Below are 16564 nucleotides of genomic sequence, written 5' to 3'. Positions count from 1 at the left end.
ATGGCGATTCCCGGCAACTTCCTGTCAGCGGTCACCGAGTCCATCGACCCGAACACGTCCGGCTGGGTCGCCAAGACGAACTGCTCGATCTCGCTCGGGTCGGGCGGCCGGAACGGCGACGGGGCGCTCAAGTTGACGTCGCTGGCGTCGGGCGAAATGCAGGCCCGGACGGTCGCCGCGTACCCGGTGATCGCCAACATGGGCTTCGAGTACCAGGCGTTCGCCGACGCGTCCGGCGCGACCATGCCGGAACGCATCGGGATCCGCTGGCTGACCTCCACGAACACGGAGATCAGCATCTCGTGGTCGGTGACCACGGCATCGGCGTCGGCGACGTGGCACCGCATCGGCGTCGCCGCCATCCCGCCTACCAATGCGACACAGGCGCAGGTCGTCGTCTCGGTCATGACCCCGGCCGCAGCCGGGGTCATCGGCTACTTCGAAAACGTCTACCTCGGATTCCCCATCCGCACCACCGGCAACATGCTCGCCTTCAGCACCGAGACCATGGAACGCGGGATCGGCGACTGGATCAGCGAAAGCAACTGCTCGATCAGTCTCCAGACGCCGATGGTGTCGTGGGCCGTCGACAATTACCTGGCCGGTGGCCAGGTGCTGGCAATGACGGTCGCCGCGACCGGCAACGCCGCGTGCCGCACCACGGACTGGCCGCCCGCCGCCGCGGGCCAGGAGTATCTGGCCTACGCCTACATCAACCCCCCAACGTCGGCTTCGACGTGCTGGATCGAGCTGCGCTTCCAGAACGCCGCCGGCACCCAGCTGCAGGCGACCAGGTCAACCCTCGCGGCGCCAGGGACCGGCTGGTACCGGCAGTTCGTCTCCGACACGGCCCCGGCGAACACGGCCTCGGTCGACGTAGCCATCGGCATCACGTCGGGCACGGCCGCCCAAGTCGTCCGCACCGACGGCGTCGTCATCACCCCGGCGCCGAAAATCCACGCCGGAAGCGTGGTGCCCTACGCCGACTTCAGCTTCGAGCAGGGCGTCGCGGGCTGGACCACCGCATCCGGTGTCGCCGTCGTCAGCCGGGCCACGCCGTGGGGGACTTTCTTCTTCGGCGGCGCCTACGCGGGCACCATCACCTCCTCCACCGCCACCACCAGCGTCATCCGCTCAGCCAAGTTTCCACTGCCCACCGGTTCCGGCGGCAGAGGCTTCCGGCTGGAGGTCGACTCCAACGTCAGCGCGGGCGGCTGGACCTGGACTCGTGGAGTTCGTTGGTACAGCGCCACCAACACCGACCTCGGTCTCACGGCGTCCTCGTCGGCCGCGGCGCCCACGCCGGGCTGGTGGCAGACCACCGACAGCTTCACCGCGCCAGCGAATGCGACACAGGCGGCCGTTGAGTACACGCTGACCGCGACGGCCACCAGCTCGGTGCTGCGTCTCGACCAGATCAGCCTGTGGCCGAGCCTCGCCGAGATCGAGGCGGACGGTGACGACGGCAGCGCCTCCATCACCCTGACCATGCGCGAGCTGTCCATCGGCGACTACATCAGCGTGTGGCGGCAGCTCCCCGACGCCTCCCGCACCCTGGTGCGCGGCAGCACGGGCCTCATTCAAGGGCAGCTCATCACCGGCGCGGAGCTGGTCATCGAGGACTACGAGGCGCCGCTCGGCACGCCCGTCTTCTACTACGTCGAGACCCGCGACAGCACCGGCGCCCTGGTCGAGCAGCGCACCTCCAACAGCGTCACCCTCGACGCCGGGAACGCGCAGTACGCGTGGCTGAAGAACCCCGCCAACCCACAGAAGAACCTCAAAGTCATGGTCGCCAAAGCCCCGGACTGGCAGCGGCCCGCGACCCAGTCCGAGATCCACGTCCGGGGCCGCCGCAACCCGGTGATCCTCTCCGACGTCCGGGGCGGCCTCGCCGGGGACCTCGTGGTGTTCACCCAGACTGACGCCGACCGGGCCGCGCTGCACTGGCTGCTGGACGACGGGACGGTCCTGCTGTGGCAGGCGACTCCCGGGTACGGCGTCTCGGACATGTACGTCATGGTCGGCCAGGTCACCGAGGCCCGCGGCGCCGGCGCCGCCACGGACCCGATCCGCACCTGGACGCTGCCCCTGACCCAGGTCGATATGCCGGTCACGCTCGGCGTCGCCGGATCTGCTGGCCGAACCTGGCAGGACATCCTCTCCGAGTTCGCGACCTGGGGCGATGTCCTCGCCGCGTTCGACACCTGGGAGGACGTCCGCCTCAACCGGCGGGTGGGAGGCTGATGTACAGCGTCTCCGCGCGATTCCTGGCCGCGCTCGCCGAATCGTATGCCCCGGTCACCACCGCGCTCTTGTTCACGGCGGACGGCGGCACCCAGTCGCTGGACATCTCCGGCGGGTCGGTGACCGTCGACCGAGGCAGCGTCACCCGCCGGACCTGCTCAGTGACTATCGCCGACACCAGCCTCATCCCACGCACCGCGAAGGCCTCGCTCAATGTGTACGGGGCCCAGCTCCGGATCAGTCGGGGCGTGACCTACGCCGATGGGACGTCTGAGCTCGTGCCGCTCGGGTTGTTCCGGATCGACTCGATCGGCGGTGACGTCGACGAAGGCCCGGTCACGCTCGCCGGGAAGAGCCTGGAGTGTGTGGTCCAGGATGACCAGTTCACCGTCCCGTACAAGGCGACGGGCTCGGCGGTCTCCGCGATCACCGCACTGATCCAGCGGTCGATACCGGCGGCGTCCGTCATCAACCGGGCCACGGACACCACGATCGGCCCGCGGACCTGGGACATCGCCTCCGACCCCATGGCATCGGTCGCTGAGATCGCCGCGGCTATGGGCGCCGAGGTCTACGCCGACGCCGACGGAACGTTCATCATCGCCACCCTGCCGGACATCAACACGACCATGCCAGTCTGGACCGTCGCCGCAGGTGAGGGAGGCGTCTACGTGTCGGCGAACCGCTCCATGTCGGCCGACAAGGTATACAACGCCGTGCTGGCCCGCGGCGAGAACACCGAGTCGGGCGTCGCCCCCGTCTCGGCGCTGGTCACCGACTCCGACCCGACATCGCCCACGTACTGGGGCGGCCCGTTCGGCAGGCGGCCGCTCTTCTACACCTCGTCGACGCTCATCAACTCTGTGCAGGCCGGAGCCGCGGCCGGCCTGAAGCTCGCGGCGGCGAAGGCGCCGAACGCGACGGCTGACCTGTCGAGCCTGCCCAACCCGGCCCTGGAGCCCGGCGACGTGATCCGCGTCGTCTACCCGGACGGCTCCAAAGAGCTGCACCAGATCCAGAGCTTCCCGGTTCCGCTGGACACGAGCACCGTCTTCGCCATGCAGACGATCTCCGCGAAGGAGGGCACGTGACCACATCCCGACAAGCTGTCGTCGCGGGCCTTTCCGATGCCCTGTTCCAGCAGGCGCAAGCGGCAGGGGCGACCACTCCGGCCGTGCGCGGCGCGGACTGGCGCCTCGCCGTCGTCGCGACGGTCAACACCGACGGCACGATCATCACCACCGACGGGATCACGGTCCGGCGCAGCGACATGTACGCCACCCCGACTGTCGGCGACACGATCGTCGTCACGGTCTCCAGCGCCGGGAACTGGTTCACCAGCGGCCGGATCGCGCCGACCACCACCGCCGGGACGTGGCAGCCGCTGACGTTCTCCGGGACCTGGTCGGCGTGGGGCTCGCCGTACTACTCGCCCGCGTACCGGATCAACGGGGACGGCACGGTGTCGCTGTGCGGCCTCGCGAAAGCCCCCGCGTCGACGACGAGCGCCTCCGTCATCGCGAACCTGCCGGCTGCCGCCCGGCCCGTCTCGAAGTGCAGGTTCGCGACCGAGATCAATACGAGTTTGTTCGCGGTCCTCGACATTTTCCCGTCTGGCGACATCCAGATCTCCGACTTCACCGGCACCGCATCCTGGGCCGCGCTCGACGTCGCCCGGATCCGGCTCACCTAGGAAGGGGGCCGCGTGGCCACCACCGACAACTACGGCCAGAGCATCTCCATACCGTCGCTGACGGACGCCCCGAACATCGAAGCGGCCGTGTCCTCGACGATCAACGCGCTGACGCAGCGGACGATCCTGCGGTTCGCGTCCGCGTCCGCCCGCAACGCGGCCATCGGCTCACCCGTCGAGGGCATGCAGTGCTGGCTGCAGGACACCAACACCATGACGTACTACGACGGCACGCAGTGGCTGACGTATGAGGCGCCGCAGGTCCAGACGTACAACGGGTCCGTCACGCTGACCACCAGCCCAAGCGCCTACACCGCCCTCAACTTGGGTGCGCAGATCTCGGCGAACCAGCCCGGCATGTGGTCCGCCGGGCAGCCGACACGGCTCGTCGCCACCACCCCCGGAACCTACGCGGTGATGGGCGCGATCGTGTGGCCCGGTCTTCTCGGATCGGCAGACGGTCGCGCCGAAGTCCGTCTCAACGGGTCCGGCGTCGGCTCGAACACGGCGAGGTTCTCCATCGCGCGCGGCTCCAACGGCAACGCCGCGGCCAGCGCCTCGGGAACCGTCATCTTCACCGCGGCCGGCCAGTACCTGGAGGTCTGCGCCAACCAGAACAGTGGCGGCTCCCTCAATGTCGCCATCGGCGTCGGCATGAACCGCATCTCGAACGCCATCGCCTAGGAGGCTGAAGTGGGCATCTACGGCCAGGACTGGGCTTCGTACCAGTCGACGGCACCGAGTACGAGCGGTCTCTCCTTCGTCTTCGTGAAGGTCGCCGAAGGGCTCTCGTACATCAACCCCCGCTGGTCGCAGCAGCGCGACCACGCCAAGGCCAACGGGCTGGTGTGGGGCGCGTACTACTACCCGCACATGTCGAACAGCCCGCAGAAGGAAGCCGACTACTTCCTGAAGCAAGTCGCGTGGAAGCCGGGCGACCTCGTGGTCCTCGACTGGGAGGGCTACGACGACGCCAACAAGAGCGTCCCCAAGTCCACGCAGGCCGCGTACAAGGACGCGTGGCTGCGGTACGTGAAGGCGAAGCTCCCCAACAACAGGGTCGGCATGTACGCCAACGTCGACTACTGGCGGAACGTCGACAAGACCGGCTACTACGGCGACTTCCTGTGGATCGCCACCGCCGGCCGCGCCGCCGGGGATCCCGGCATTCAAGCGCCGTGGCTGTTCCACCAGTACAGCGCTTCCACCGTGGACAAGGACTACTGCCACCTCGACGCCGGCGCGCTCCGCTCGTGGGCGCTCGGAACACAACCCCAACAGGAGGACGACATGCCGCTCAGCGACGCCGACGTAGTCAAGATCTGGGGCTACTCGCACGGCGACAAGCCCGACATCCACCAGACCGTCGCCAACGCCGCATCGCAGGCTGCGGCCGCATCGGCAGGCGTCGCCGCGGTGAGTAAGAAGGTCGACACCCTCGCCGACACCGTTGCCTCGCTGAAGACGACCGGGCTCACCCCGGACCAGATCACGGCGATCGCCAACGCGGTCGCTGACGTCCAGGCCAAGCGCCTCGAAAGCTGAAGGATCATCCATGAGAATCTTCGGACGTGAACCCGCCGTCATCATCGGCATCATCTCCGCTGTCCTGTCCCTGATCGTGACGTTCGGGGTGGGCCTGACGACCGACCAGTCCGGCGCGATCGTCGCCCTGATCACCGCCCTGTTCGCTGCGGTCACAGCCGCCATGACCCGGCCGATCGCCCCGGCCGCGTTCACTGGTGTGATCGGCGCCGGTGTCGCGCTCCTCGCCGCGTACCACTTCAACGTGGCACCCGAGACGGTCGGTTCGCTCAACGCGGTCGTCCTGTCGGTGCTCGTGTTCCTGACCCGCGGCCAGGTCTCCCCGGCCATCGAGAAGGCTCCGATCGAGCCGGCCGGGCCGTCGGCGGTCTGATTGAGATCCTGCACGTCACGAGGAGGCGTCCTGTGAGCGGTGACCTGCTCGGCATCAACGTCACCCAGGGCGGCGCTGTCGCCCTGCTGGCGCTCGTCGTCCTGATGGTGCTGACCGGCCGCCTCATCCCACGGCGCACCTACGACGACGTCAGAGAGGAACGCGACACATGGCGGGCGGCGCACTCCTCGTCGGAGGAGGCGCGAAGACTGGAGCGGGAGCAGGTTGATGAGCTGCTGGAACTGTCCCGTACCGCCGACCGGGTCCTGACCGCGCTTCCCAAGGTCACCGCACGGCAGGAGGAGGTGGCCGCCAGTGATCCATTGGATCAGGTCCCTACTCCACCGTCATGATCGCCGCACATCCACCCCGGGCCAGCAGGCGGCGACGCACGCACTGGCCCGCGCCGAGAACGACAAGCGGGCGGCAGAGGAACGGCAACCACAGGTCAGCGAGGCCGCCGCACGGCTGCGGGCGGCCCGCGAACGCAACCACTTTGCCGAACTGTTCCGCCGCGCTGTCGAGGGAGGCGCCCCATGACCTGCGCAGAACTCGCCAACGTCTCCGTATCGGCCCTGATCGTCCTGTGCGCGGGCGTGTTCGTCGTGACCTACCACCGCAAGGCGGCTTGGAGGTCCACGCCGGTCGGCTGGTATCTGATGACGTTCGCCGGGGCCATCGGCGGCCTCGGCCTGTACACCGTCCTGATCACGATCACCGGCACGGACGGGGCCCCAGCCGCCATCCTGCGGCTCATCCGTACCGCCCTGCTGCTGGTCGTCGCCGTCCTACTGGTCCAGGCGACACGCATGGTGCTGCGCGTGCAGCGCCGAAAGGAGACCGCCGATGCCGACTCGTCCTCCTCGCCAGCTTCCCCCGCCGCCTGACACGGGCGCGGCGGACGCCGGCACGCTCGTCGACATCGGCGTCCTCGACCCCCAGCCCGAACCCCCGCCGCCCGAGTACGAGGGACTGTTCCTGGAGCCCGACCTTCCGCCCGCGCCCGACCCGGACTGACCTTCCCCCGCCGCCTTCGGGCGGCGGGGGCTTCCTGCTGCCATATTGGGCTCCGGGACTGCACCTCACTGGCCTGAGCGCCCCCTTGGCCGGGCCCCGCTGCAACGGTGGGTCAGAGGCGTCCGTCTTGAATACGAGTAGCTAGCGCTTCCCGAGCCACTTGCGGACGGTCATGCGGTCGATGCCTGCCTGCTTCGCGAACCCGGCCTCAGTGGCGTCATCGTTGTTGATGCGGGTGACGGCGATCTGGCGCAGCCCGACAAAGGCCTTCCGCTCTGCCAGGCGGGCGTTGGCGCGCTCGTTGGCGAGTTCCGCGATGAGTTCTTCGGACGATTCGGTCATGAGCCGGTAGGCGGCAGTAAGGGAGGCTTCGCGGTCGTCTTTGTCGTCCTCATCGGGGTAGCGCTCCGCGATGTCGTCGGCGGTGCGCAGGAGTTCGTCGATCTGGTCGTCGGTGAGGCCGTGGTCGTCGCCGAGCCAGGCTTCGAGTTCATAGCGCTGCATGTGTCACTCCTCAGTGAAGTTGCAGGCGTGGCAGTCGCAGGGGTAAGCGGCGACGGTTTCGCCGCCTACGGCCTCTGCGAAGGCGTTGCCCTCGGCGGTGCGGTGGGCGACGGGTGCATGGAAGACGGGGATCTGCGAGCTGGCGGCCTGATAGAGGGCGCGGGCGTGGCCTTCGCCGCGGTGGTCCTCATTGACCTCGATGTTCATGATCTCGTTGCGGTCGGTGGAGATGTAGAGCTCCGCGATGAGTTCACCGTCGGCGTCGCGGGTCTCCCAGATGTGATTGCTGCTGCCGTCGCCGTAGTAATCGCCGGCGCGTGTGGTGATCGTCAGCATGGCGGCCTCTCCTGGGTGCGACCCTCGCCCCTTCTGTAGACCACTCTACAGCTTGATTGTAGTCGTGTCTACAGACTTAGAAACAGGCTCAGGCCCTAACTGGCGAACCCGCCACGGCCGAGCGGCACCCGCGCTACGGTGAAAGCTCCCCGCCGCTGCGGGGTTTACCGCGAACAGGGTCTTGGCCTCCTGCCGAGCTGCACGACTTCCCCGCCACTGCGGGGGTCCACACCAGCGCCGGCGGCGATCTCAGAGACGACCACGCCCACGGCATCGCCCGGCACCGTGACTGCCGCCGCATCCCGCCCTTGGGGGCCCACCATGAACACGCTCCTGGCCGACATCGCCGTATGCATCGCCTTGAGCATCGCAGGAGCCGCCCAAGCAGGGTGGATCACGGCGTTCCGCTCGTATGCCGCCGTGACCGTCACCTTGTCCCTCGTCTGCACCGAGAGGGCCCTCTCCGGTGAGACCGCATGGGCCGCGATCACGGCAGCAGTCACCGTGTACTTCAGCTGGCAGTGGTGGAAGAGCGGCGGACGCCACGCCGCGCGTCGACTGCGCAGCGTCTTGCGCCGACGATCCGGATCCGACGCCACGTAGCCCTACGCCGCGGGTCCACCGCGCCGACGAGCCTGTCCCCCTTCGGGAGGGTTCAAGCGGCCGGTACTCGCGCTGCGGGGTGTCCTTACTGCACTACGGGCTGCTCGATGTGCCGGTGCTCGATCTCGACGCCGGCTCCCTCGGCACGCAGGTACTGTGCCGCGATTTCCGCGATGGCCACCGACCTGTGGCGTCCCCCGCGGCACGCGATCGTCACGTGGGTGAGCTGGAGGTTTTCGGAGCGCTGGGCGATGAGGGCTTGCGTTTCGGTGACGATGCGGTTGATCAACGGGTCTGCTCCCGGGGTGTTGATCACGTGCTGGTACACCTCCCGGTCCAGCCCGGTCTTGTGGCGCATCGCCGGGTCCTCGTGGGGGTTCCGCAGCTTGTCGCTGAGGTCGTAGAAGAGGCCGTCGCCGATGAGGTCGATCGCGCCCGGGTGCAGGGTGCCGATGGTCTGGATGACTACCTGAACGAAGCCTGTGTTCTCGGTGGATTCCATGCCGGACACCATCCCGCAACTCGGGCGGCGGTAGGGGAGTTGCATGTTTCACGTTTGTGGTTGGCTCATTCCGCCTCCCAGAAGTCCGGCCCGCCGCCGCGCCATTCGATGAGCGGCGACCGGACGACATCAAGGTCGTCGACATCCAGCCCGGCCCGGCGGAGCCAGATGACGAGGTCGTGCAGGTCGGTGGCCCGGCCGAGGATCGTGCCGTCGATGCGCACGCGGCGAGCGCCCTGCTCGTCGGGCGGATAGACGACGATGATCCGGCGATCGGCCATGGATCCAGGGTGCGGCGGCCGGCTCACTCCAGCCAGCCGAGCCCGGTGTCGGGCCGGCAGAACTCGCAGGCCGGGATCCCTTCGCTGAGCGCGGCGAGGGCCTGCTCGCGGGTGATGGGCCGTCGGGCTCCGGGGGCCATGCCGCAGGTGCCCGTGTGGACGCCCTGCGGTAGGGCCCCGCGGCCACTGCTCATGGTGGAGATCACCCAGTCCGGTGGGGGCGGGGGCGCCTTGCGGGCCATGGCGGCAGCGCGTTCCTCCTCGCGCGCGATCCAGCCGTCGACCCGGGCGAGCTCCTGGAGCAGGTAGCGGCGCAGGAAGTGGAGCTGGGTGAGACGAGACGGCTGTTCGGACACGTGTTCGAGTCTACGGCGCTTCGGGCTGCTCCTACTCGGCGGTCCGTTCGCGCCGCTTCTTCTTGACCCAGTCATGCATGGCCTCAACGAGCGCGTCGGAGGGCGAGCGCTCCTCGGACTTGGCGAGCGCTTCGAACTCGTCGCGCAGCGGCTTCGGCGGTCGGAAGCCCATGACCTTGGTCTGTCCGGTGGCGGGTCGTCCCATCGCTCCCCCTAGGTAAGTGTTTAACAGAATCTAGCATCCATCTGCATGTACGGGTTGACAAGGGGGGCGGCTTGCGCGATTCTTGTTAAACAGAAACCGGCGACAAGCAGGGAGAGGTCATGGAAGAGGTAACCGAGAAAGATCTGGAGCGCAGTCTCGCCGAGTTCATTCACAACGAAGAGCACACACCCGCCAGTAACCCCCCTCACTACAACGCGGCCCGCGCTCTCCTCGCTGCGGGCCTGATTGACCGTGAGGCGCTCAGCAGGCTTTCCGGGTCCCGGTGACCCCCCATCCATCAAGGAGGAATCCCTATGCTCACCACCGTCGTGCGCCCCAGCCCGACCACGCCGGGCGACTACCACGAGGCCTTGGTCCACCACATCGGGCACGACTTGGCCGTACATGGCGGCATGCAACCGTTCGGCGTCTTCACGGTCGTCGTCGTGCAGTGCGTTTCCTATGACGGCCGAGCGTCCCTGACAGCGCGGCCGGACGACGCGCCTGTGGCGGATGCTGAGTTTCGTCCTCACGTGTACGCCCCGCTGTTCTTCGCGGGCCGGAAGGTCGGCTGCCGCACCTGCCAGATGCCGGTCGCCCGGTGACCGAGGTTTTGAACGTAGTGGTGCCCCGGCTGAGGAAAGCAGCCGGGGCACCGCCCGTACCGTACCCCGCCCACGCGGGGCGCCCGCCCGTATCCTGCTGCTCCACATCCCGAGGAGGGACCATGAACGACAGCGCGAACGAGCCCGCAGTCGACGACCGCACCCCGGTCTACTGGTGGTGCAACGGCTGTGGGGACGAGGTCGACGGCGAGTTGGCCGACTGCTGCGACGACGGCGAGATCGAGCCCGGATACGACGACTGACCCGCCCGCCGTTGTCAGTGCCCGCCGGTACCGTGGATCGCATCAACAACGCCTAGTACTGCTGAGCTTGTTGCTGGAAGCCCCGTCGCGAGACAGCGCTCGCGACGGGGCACTGCCATAGCTGGAGGACCGTATGGCCTTGATCCCTCTCGCCGACGTCCTGACCATCACAACGGACCGGATGCTGTCCCACCGCCACATGGACGGCCTGTACGACCTGCTCCGGCACATGACCGGCCAGGACGTATACACCCACCAGCTCTCGGCCGTTGCTGACGCCTGCATCCCGGCACTTACCGCGCAGCACCCGTTCCTGAGCACACTGCAGCCGCCCGCCGATATCGGTCGCGAGGACTTGTACGCCTGGCTCGTCGAGGCCGAACGGGTCCACGGCGACAAGCTGGAGGTCGCACCGCTCGCCGAGTGGACCTACCGAGACCCGATCGAGGATGCGGCCGACCAGGTCGGCGCCGACAAGGTGTGGCGGATCGACGGATTCGGCAAGGGTCAGACTCCGTAACCGGCGCCATGCACAATGAGCCATGACCACGCTCGTCTCGGCCGCCGCGCGGCCCGCCGCCGCCCCGCAGGCCACCCGCCGGATCCCGCTCGCCGCACGGGCCGCAGCCCAGCACGCCGGACGCATCCCCGCCAACCTCGACCGCGTCACCACGGCCGCCGACACCGTGCCGTCCGCGTCCGCGTTCCAGTCCTCGCTATAGGAGACGACCATGGACGACCTCGTGCAGTTCCTGCGCGACCGCTACGACGATGCCGAATCGGCAGCGCTCGGCGCCAAGGGCGAAACCAGCGGCCGATGGACACAAGACGACGGCCCGCCCGAAGACATCATGCTGTACGACAAGAGCGGAAAACTAACGGTGGGGCAGGCACGGCACATCGCCCGCCACGACCCGGCCCGCGTCCTCGCCGAGATCGAGGCCAAGCGGCAGATCCTCCGCGACCTGGAGCAGGCCGAGTTCTCACTGAGCAAGGCTGAGGCGGGCACGGTGCCACACGACCTGATGACCGGAGCGGTGAACACCCTGCGCCGTACAGTCCGTCTCCTTGCCCAGCCATACAGCGACCACCCGGACTACCGCGAGGGATGGCGGCCGTAGCTCAGGCGGCCTCAGCCTCATGGAGGGCGGCCCAGACGCTCTTCTCCACCTCGTACCGGTTGCCGCCGTACTCCTTGACGTGCGCGGTCAGCTCGACCTGGTACTCCTCGGCGAGCTTCCGCCACGGATCCCACGCGCCCTCGTAGTAGGCGCCCGCCTGCACCTCGGCGCGGGCGGCTTCGGCGGATCGTTTCAGCTCTACCAGCCGCGCATGGTCGGCCTGACGCGCCGTCTCGCGCGCCTGCTCAGGGGTCTCGGGGATATCAGTCTCAGCCACGAGGCTGGATCCTATGCCGCCTTCGTCACGTCGCTGCGCAGGCCCTCCGACCGCACCGCGGCCTCCCACTCGACGAGCAGCAGCTCGTACTCGTCCGACCCGAGCCCGCCGGCCTCGACGAGCCCACGGATCTCGGCGTTGACCACCGACGCGGGGCGCGCGGAGGGACGCGGGGTGGCAGGTGTAGTAGGCATGGATCAAGGCTACTGCCGGGCACTGACAATCGGACTGCCCCGTCAGGAACCGAGCACGTCCATCAGATGATCATCAAGGTCGGCAACCCAGTCCTCGCGCCGCCACGGCCGTAGTTCCCGACGAGCCCGCCGAAGCCGAATCGCCGGCACCCGGCCCCCAGTTGATGCCGCGGCCAGCACGCACTCGTGCAACAGCTCAGCCGCCGACCGCGGGTCATCCAGCCGGATCCTGGCCAGCGCCTGATCCGTCGCCGCGATCGCGCGCTGCACCTGCTCCCTAGGTGCCGACAAGGCGCCGGCCGCGGCAGCGAAGCGGTCGTGGGCCAAGGCGGCGTCGCCGACGTATAGCTCACAGACGCCCTCGAACCCGCGCAGATGTCCCGGGCTGAAACTGCTTGCCGACGGGTCGCCCTGGTGGTCACGCTCCAAGTCGTACCAGGCCAGCCCCAGAGCGGCCTGCGCCTGCCGCTCCTCACCCGCCCGAGCCGCGATCTCCGCCTGCAGTGCGTGGGCACGGGCCCGCACGACAACGCTGCCCCCGGTACGGGCGTCCCGCACCGCGTCGTCCACCAACGTTCGGGCGCCGTCGAGGCCCTGCGTCGAATACAGCGTGGTCAGAGCGTGGCTCATGTGGACCGTGGCCCGCCGCCACGGGTCCAGCAGCCCAGCCTCCCGGGTCGCCGTCGCGTACAGGCCGCGGGAGGCGGCATCGTCGCGGGTCTCGAACGCCAACCGTCCGGCCAGCGTGTGCGCGGCCACCGACACGCCCCGCAGGCGGGGGAGCAGCGGCTCAGGGACGGGGCCGACGGCGAGTTGGCGGCAGGCCTCCAGCGTCGGGGCGAGGAGAAGCTGCAGGCGCACGAAAGGCAGGCTGCCGACCTGCGCGTTGACATCCGAGACGACCGTCGACAGCCCGGCCACCAGATCGTCGTCAACGCGGGACGGATCGGCGATGGCCGCAGCGAGACCGGCCTGCGCGCCCGTGGACAGCAAGGCCAGCATCCCGCCGCCCTGATCGGTGGCCGTCCGCACCAGCATCGACCGCAGCTCAGCCACCTGGCCCGCACCCTCGCCGAGATGAGTGAGCGCGTCTAGTAGCTCGGCGAAGTCCGAGCCGGCGCCAAGGGCGATCGACCCGGCCGGGGTGCGGCCGTACAGGTGGGCGAGGAGCAGCTGGTGTCGCGCGTCCGGCAGCGTCGGCTTCGTCGACTCCCAGCGTGAGACGGACCGTTGCAGCCCGGCCACCGTGGGCAGGGACGCTCCGGGCTGGCCGATTCGCCGGGCGATCGCGATCAGGGCGCGCGCGGTGTCGGCGAGGGACAGGCCGCGGCGCTGGCGCAGCCGTTTCAGGGTTGTCGCGCCGGCCGCTCTCTCGTCCATCAGGCCATCGTGGCGCAAATCCCGCTTACACGGGCACGATCAGCCGTGGTTTCCTCTGCTCCGCCGTGTAGTTGAGGGTCTGCCACGTCCCGCCCGTCGGGTCTTGGGCGTTCGGGAATCCGATGGCCATGGACGCGTGGTCGACCATCCACCGGTTCCGGGCATGGTAGGCGGGGGTGCGGAGCTCGCCGGCCTTGAGCTCGACGATCTCCTTGATGCGGTCCCTGGTCCGGGCGATGGCCTGGCGGGCATCGGCCGGCTGCTGGTCGACGGTGCCGGGAGCGACGACAGTGAGCTGGGCACTGGTGTTGCCCGCGAGCCACAGCAAGGTCATGGAGTCAATGCCGCTGGCCCCGCCGATGTAGAAGTGGCTGTCGGCAAACGGCCGGAGGTACGCCGCGAACAAGCCGGCGTACTCGTCCAGGCTGCGGTGCCCGGTCTTGCGCGTGCCCGTGATCGCCACCGTCCGCATGATCAACTCCGTGTCATAGGGTGTCCTATCCCGCCCAGACCTCCCCGTTGAGATCATTCCTGCATGGACACCGACCTGCAGAAACTCGCAGGCCACCTCCAGGACCGCGGCCTCACCGTCGACCTCACCGACAGCGAGACCACCCTGCAGGCGGCCAACCCCCTCCACGAGATGCTCACCGAGAACATTGCCACGGAAGGCGACCGCTACGTCACCAGCTTCGGCTACGAAATCGGCGAGCGCGGCCATGAGGCCGGCTGCGCCGAGCGCATCGCCCACCTCCTTCTCGTACCCGTCCAGACCGGACCCAGGAGGCGAGCCTCATGACCGCGATGAGCCGCATCAAGTTCTGCCTCTACTGCGACCGCCCGATCGAGGGCGCCGCCATCAGGATCCGAGAGACCGAGGCCGGCGCCTCGATGAGCGGGGCCCGCCCGGACAACTACCGGCACGTCAAGGGCGATCCGGCCTGTCGCGCTCCGCGACGGTAACCCCGCAGCTCAGGCCACGGATTGACGAGCGGTCACGGGAACACACGGGGTGTGATGGAAGCGCACCTGCGAGTTGTGCATATATGCGCGCGCACCCTTCCCTTGCAGGTCCGGGCACGGCAGGGTGAGTGTCCACTGCAAGAAACAGCACGTGCGTGTATGTGCAATCCGCTTCCGCTAGCCGGAAACGGATGGTTCACTCACGTATCCGGCCCAGCCCCCGCCGGTCATGGCATGAGGTCCCGCAGCGGTACGCGGATGGCCTCGCTGATCATCAGGAGGTGACTGAAACGTGCGTCGTTCTGACCCAGCTCGATCCGCTGGATCGTCGATCGGTCAATCCGAGCCCGCTCAGCGAGCTCCTCTTGGGTTAGATCCGCGTCCATGCGTGCGTCTCGGATACGCCGGCCCAGCCGCTGTCGAGCGGTAGAGATCCAGTCGGGCTGATCGGCGAGCACTCCCAAACGCTCGACCGATCAAGATCATAAGTCAGCAGCTACTTTGAGGCTTTTTATGATCATGAAACGAGACTGAGGTCCGACCCCTCCCGGGGCGCCCCGCTCGCACAGCCCTGCGGCGCACCGGCATATGCCGCAGGGCTGCGGGTAGTGTCCGTAATTCGAATGCTTGTTCACTCGATCGTGTGAACAACGGTGTGACCAGGTAACCGTTAGGCAAGGAGAACAGTCACACCTCCACAAGCTGCCGCGAGATGCCGCACAGGTGGCCCTGTAGTAAGCGTCTCGCGGCACACAAGGCGGCCCCCCTCCATCACAGGGAGGGGGGCCGCCGCTGGTGTGCCCTGAGCTGCGGCAACGGTGAAGATCCGTTAGGAGATATTTAGGAGCCGGGGTCTCGTAGTAGGACTGTAGCGAGACTGGGTTGACGCGTAGTCAGAACGTTCAGAAACGACTGAGGCCCAGGTCGTGCAACGCGACGACCTGGGCCTCAAGCAGCCGACGCCGCCTGTCATCTGGTGGGCGTGGACGGTTTCGAACCGCCGACATCTGCTTTGTAAGAGCAGCGCTCTACCCCTGAGCTACACACCCGTGGATGGAGGGACAGCGTACATGGCGCACGGGGTGCCGCCGCAAACCAGATCGTGGGGCGGGCCCGGGGTGGGGCTGGCACCAGGGTGGGTTCGGAGGCAGGCTCCAGGGCGGGCGGGAGCCGAATTGCCTAGCGTGGGGGCACACGGCCGCACGGGCGGCACGGCCACCGCGGGCCATACAGGCAATACAGGGGGAAGATCACCATGGCATTGTGCCGTCGCACCACGCTGCTCGCCGCGGGCGGGGCCGGGCTGCTGGCGTTCACGCTCACGGGGTGCGGGAGTTCGGACCCCTCGGACGCGCCCGTCGAGCACAAGAACTTCGCCTTTGCCGGGAAGGCGCTGACCATCGAGGCCGGCCGTTCCACGCTCGTCGTGACACCCGCCGACGTGCGGGACGTCGAGGTCGACCGCCAGGTGGACGGCTGGGCCGCGTTCGGCAGCGGGCCCGACGCGAGCTGGGCCCTGGACGGCCGCACGCTGAGCCTCACCGTGAAGTGCGGCGGGCTGATCAAGAGCTGCGACGCCCGGCACGAGGTGAAGGTACCGCGCGGGGTGGCGGTGACCGTGCACGACGCCGACGGCCGGGTCGAGGCGAGCGGGTTCGACACCCCGCTGAAGATCGTCTGCGACAACGGCCGGGTCACGGTCAAGGACTCCTCGGGACCGCTGGACATGACCAGCGACAACGGGCGCATCGACGGCGAGGGCCTCCGGGCCGGGACCGTACGGGCCGGCTCGGACAGCGGCCGGGTGGCGCTGACCTTCGCCGTGGTCCCCGACAACGTCGCGGCCACCAGCGACGACGGCCGGGTCGACCTCACCGTGCCGCAGGGTACGTACAAGGTCGCGGCCCGGTCGGACGACGGCCGCGTCGACGTGGGCGTGGACCGCTCCGCATCCAGTCCGCACGTGCTGACCGCGCGCAGCGACGACGGCCGGGTCACCATCCGGCACAGCTGAACCCGCCGGGAGTCGACGAACCGCCGGGAACCGATGAACCCGCCGAGACCCGATGACCCCGTCGAGAAGCGAGGGAGAAGCGTGA

Annotated in this window: 31 protein-coding genes and 1 tRNA gene; 20 read left to right on the top strand and 12 right to left on the bottom strand. The window is 68.5% G+C overall.

The features are described from left to right. Genes OG432_RS24375 through OG432_RS24335 form a run of 10 tightly spaced genes read left to right on the top strand, consistent with a single transcriptional unit; the run spans nt 1 to nt 6875 of the window. Nucleotides 1–2247 carry a hypothetical protein gene (locus OG432_RS24375; RefSeq protein WP_328313080.1) on the top strand — a complete coding sequence of 749 codons (2247 nt, stop codon included), beginning with the start codon at nt 1–3 and terminating at the stop codon, nt 2245–2247. Next, on the top strand, nt 2247–3338 hold the full coding sequence (locus OG432_RS24370; protein WP_328313079.1) for a DUF5047 domain-containing protein: 1092 nt from the start codon (nt 2247–2249) through the stop codon (nt 3336–3338). Before OG432_RS24375 ends, OG432_RS24370 begins: the two co-directional genes overlap by 1 nt. After that, nucleotides 3335–3940, top strand: coding sequence for a hypothetical protein (locus OG432_RS24365; protein WP_328313078.1), 606 nt, complete (start codon nt 3335–3337; stop codon nt 3938–3940). The genes OG432_RS24370 and OG432_RS24365 overlap by 4 nt, the downstream gene beginning before the upstream one ends. A 12-nt stretch (nt 3941–3952) precedes the next feature. After that, nucleotides 3953–4624 (top strand): hypothetical protein, encoded by a 672-nt coding sequence (locus tag OG432_RS24360; RefSeq protein ID WP_328313077.1) that lies wholly within the window; start codon nt 3953–3955, stop codon nt 4622–4624. Between the two features lie 9 nt (nt 4625–4633). Beyond that, on the top strand, nt 4634–5485 hold the full coding sequence (locus OG432_RS24355; protein ID WP_328313076.1) for a glycoside hydrolase family 25 protein: 852 nt from the start codon (nt 4634–4636) through the stop codon (nt 5483–5485). Nucleotides 5486–5495: 10 nt separating this feature from the next. Further along, a complete protein-coding gene (locus OG432_RS24350) occupies nt 5496–5858 on the top strand; it encodes a hypothetical protein (RefSeq protein ID WP_328313075.1) in 363 nt (120 codons plus the stop codon). 32 nt (nt 5859–5890) lie between these two features. Further along, the gene (locus OG432_RS24345) at nt 5891–6211 is read left to right on the top strand and encodes a hypothetical protein (protein WP_328313074.1); all 321 of its coding nucleotides are present in this window, start codon (nt 5891–5893) and stop codon (nt 6209–6211) included. Beyond that, a complete protein-coding gene (locus OG432_RS34955; protein ID WP_443058446.1) occupies nt 6174–6398 on the top strand; it encodes a DUF7620 family protein in 225 nt (74 codons plus the stop codon). The genes OG432_RS24345 and OG432_RS34955 overlap by 38 nt, the downstream gene beginning before the upstream one ends. Next, nucleotides 6395–6745, top strand: a complete 351-nt coding sequence (locus tag OG432_RS24340; RefSeq protein ID WP_328313073.1) for a putative phage holin — start codon at nt 6395–6397, stop codon at nt 6743–6745. The genes OG432_RS34955 and OG432_RS24340 overlap by 4 nt, the downstream gene beginning before the upstream one ends. Continuing rightward, nucleotides 6705–6875 carry a hypothetical protein gene (locus tag OG432_RS24335; protein ID WP_328313072.1) on the top strand — a complete coding sequence of 57 codons (171 nt, stop codon included), beginning with the start codon at nt 6705–6707 and terminating at the stop codon, nt 6873–6875. The genes OG432_RS24340 and OG432_RS24335 overlap by 41 nt, the downstream gene beginning before the upstream one ends. A 141-nt stretch (nt 6876–7016) precedes the next feature. Here OG432_RS24335 and OG432_RS24330 read toward each other — a convergent pair whose 3' ends face one another. Both OG432_RS24330 and OG432_RS24325 read right to left on the bottom strand, forming a co-directional pair. Beyond that, complete coding sequence (locus OG432_RS24330; protein WP_328313071.1) at nt 7017–7379, bottom strand: hypothetical protein; 363 nt, start codon at nt 7377–7379, stop codon at nt 7017–7019. Nucleotides 7380–7382: 3 nt separating this feature from the next. Further along, the gene (locus OG432_RS24325; RefSeq protein WP_328313070.1) at nt 7383–7715 is read right to left on the bottom strand and encodes a hypothetical protein; all 333 of its coding nucleotides are present in this window, start codon (nt 7713–7715) and stop codon (nt 7383–7385) included. A gap of 321 nt (nt 7716–8036) precedes the next feature. Here OG432_RS24325 and OG432_RS24320 point away from each other — a divergent pair, with 321 nt between their 5' ends. Then, a complete protein-coding gene (locus OG432_RS24320) occupies nt 8037–8318 on the top strand; it encodes a hypothetical protein (RefSeq protein WP_328313069.1) in 282 nt (93 codons plus the stop codon). An 85-nt stretch (nt 8319–8403) separates the two neighbouring features. Here the strand turns inward: OG432_RS24320 and OG432_RS24315 are convergent, their stop codons facing one another. From OG432_RS24315 to OG432_RS24300, 4 genes are all read right to left on the bottom strand, one after another. Further along, nucleotides 8404–8820, bottom strand: a complete 417-nt coding sequence (locus OG432_RS24315) for a RapZ C-terminal domain-containing protein (RefSeq protein WP_328313068.1) — start codon at nt 8818–8820, stop codon at nt 8404–8406. Nucleotides 8821–8885: 65 nt separating this feature from the next. Then, nucleotides 8886–9101: a hypothetical protein gene (locus OG432_RS24310; protein ID WP_328313067.1), complete on the bottom strand. Its 216-nt coding sequence runs from the start codon at nt 9099–9101 to the stop codon at nt 8886–8888. Nucleotides 9102–9124: 23 nt separating this feature from the next. Next, the gene (locus OG432_RS24305; protein WP_328313066.1) at nt 9125–9457 is read right to left on the bottom strand and encodes a DUF6233 domain-containing protein; all 333 of its coding nucleotides are present in this window, start codon (nt 9455–9457) and stop codon (nt 9125–9127) included. 31 nt (nt 9458–9488) lie between these two features. Beyond that, nucleotides 9489–9662 (bottom strand): hypothetical protein, encoded by a 174-nt coding sequence (locus tag OG432_RS24300; protein WP_328313065.1) that lies wholly within the window; start codon nt 9660–9662, stop codon nt 9489–9491. Between the two features lie 119 nt (nt 9663–9781). Here OG432_RS24300 and OG432_RS24295 point away from each other — a divergent pair, with 119 nt between their 5' ends. The 6 genes from OG432_RS24295 to OG432_RS24270 all read left to right on the top strand — a co-directional run bounded on the left by OG432_RS24295 (nt 9782) and on the right by OG432_RS24270 (nt 11651). Then, entirely contained in the window at nt 9782–9949 is a 168-nt protein-coding gene (locus OG432_RS24295; protein ID WP_328313064.1) for a hypothetical protein, read from the top strand. A 27-nt stretch (nt 9950–9976) separates the two neighbouring features. Beyond that, on the top strand, nt 9977–10267 hold the full coding sequence (locus tag OG432_RS24290; RefSeq protein WP_328313063.1) for a hypothetical protein: 291 nt from the start codon (nt 9977–9979) through the stop codon (nt 10265–10267). Nucleotides 10268–10389: 122 nt separating this feature from the next. Further along, nucleotides 10390–10530, top strand: a complete 141-nt coding sequence (locus tag OG432_RS24285) for a hypothetical protein (RefSeq protein WP_328313062.1) — start codon at nt 10390–10392, stop codon at nt 10528–10530. A 133-nt stretch (nt 10531–10663) separates the two neighbouring features. Continuing rightward, nucleotides 10664–11050 carry a DUF7736 domain-containing protein gene (locus OG432_RS24280; RefSeq protein ID WP_328313061.1) on the top strand — a complete coding sequence of 129 codons (387 nt, stop codon included), beginning with the start codon at nt 10664–10666 and terminating at the stop codon, nt 11048–11050. Between the two features lie 22 nt (nt 11051–11072). After that, nucleotides 11073–11252 (top strand): hypothetical protein, encoded by a 180-nt coding sequence (locus OG432_RS24275; RefSeq protein WP_328313060.1) that lies wholly within the window; start codon nt 11073–11075, stop codon nt 11250–11252. Nucleotides 11253–11261: 9 nt separating this feature from the next. Beyond that, nucleotides 11262–11651: a DUF6221 family protein gene (locus OG432_RS24270; RefSeq protein ID WP_328313059.1), complete on the top strand. Its 390-nt coding sequence runs from the start codon at nt 11262–11264 to the stop codon at nt 11649–11651. Nucleotide 11652: 1 nt separating this feature from the next. Here the strand turns inward: OG432_RS24270 and OG432_RS24265 are convergent, their stop codons facing one another. Genes OG432_RS24265 through OG432_RS24250 form a run of 4 tightly spaced genes read right to left on the bottom strand, consistent with a single transcriptional unit; the run spans nt 11653 to nt 13974 of the window. Then, nucleotides 11653–11928, bottom strand: coding sequence for a hypothetical protein (locus OG432_RS24265; RefSeq protein WP_328313058.1), 276 nt, complete (start codon nt 11926–11928; stop codon nt 11653–11655). 11 nt (nt 11929–11939) lie between these two features. Then, a complete protein-coding gene (locus OG432_RS24260) occupies nt 11940–12122 on the bottom strand; it encodes a hypothetical protein (protein WP_328313057.1) in 183 nt (60 codons plus the stop codon). 42 nt (nt 12123–12164) lie between these two features. Next, nucleotides 12165–13502, bottom strand: a complete 1338-nt coding sequence (locus OG432_RS24255) for a hypothetical protein (RefSeq protein ID WP_328313056.1) — start codon at nt 13500–13502, stop codon at nt 12165–12167. A gap of 25 nt (nt 13503–13527) precedes the next feature. After that, nucleotides 13528–13974: a hypothetical protein gene (locus OG432_RS24250; protein ID WP_328313055.1), complete on the bottom strand. Its 447-nt coding sequence runs from the start codon at nt 13972–13974 to the stop codon at nt 13528–13530. A 63-nt stretch (nt 13975–14037) separates the two neighbouring features. Here OG432_RS24250 and OG432_RS24245 point away from each other — a divergent pair, with 63 nt between their 5' ends. Further along, nucleotides 14038–14301 (top strand): hypothetical protein, encoded by a 264-nt coding sequence (locus tag OG432_RS24245; protein ID WP_328313054.1) that lies wholly within the window; start codon nt 14038–14040, stop codon nt 14299–14301. Then, nucleotides 14298–14465 (top strand): hypothetical protein, encoded by a 168-nt coding sequence (locus OG432_RS24240; RefSeq protein WP_328313053.1) that lies wholly within the window; start codon nt 14298–14300, stop codon nt 14463–14465. The genes OG432_RS24245 and OG432_RS24240 overlap by 4 nt, the downstream gene beginning before the upstream one ends. Nucleotides 14466–14692: 227 nt before the next feature. Here the strand turns inward: OG432_RS24240 and OG432_RS24235 are convergent, their stop codons facing one another. Both OG432_RS24235 and OG432_RS24230 read right to left on the bottom strand, forming a co-directional pair. After that, nucleotides 14693–14923: a helix-turn-helix domain-containing protein gene (locus OG432_RS24235; RefSeq protein ID WP_328313052.1), complete on the bottom strand. Its 231-nt coding sequence runs from the start codon at nt 14921–14923 to the stop codon at nt 14693–14695. 516 nt (nt 14924–15439) lie between these two features. Next, nucleotides 15440–15514 (bottom strand) — tRNA-Val (locus OG432_RS24230). Between the two features lie 206 nt (nt 15515–15720). On the opposite strand from OG432_RS24230, the gene OG432_RS24225 reads away from it, so the two are divergent. Then, entirely contained in the window at nt 15721–16479 is a 759-nt protein-coding gene (locus OG432_RS24225; RefSeq protein WP_328313051.1) for a DUF4097 family beta strand repeat-containing protein, read from the top strand. The last annotated feature ends 85 nt before the right edge of the window (nt 16480–16564 follow it).

The sequence above is a fragment of the Streptomyces sp. NBC_00442 genome (assembly GCF_036014195.1).
In the GTDB taxonomy this organism is placed as follows: Bacteria; Actinomycetota; Actinomycetes; order Streptomycetales; family Streptomycetaceae; genus Streptomyces.
The sequence above is the reverse complement of the archived record's forward strand: the minus strand, read 5'-3'. Positions and strand labels throughout refer to the sequence as shown.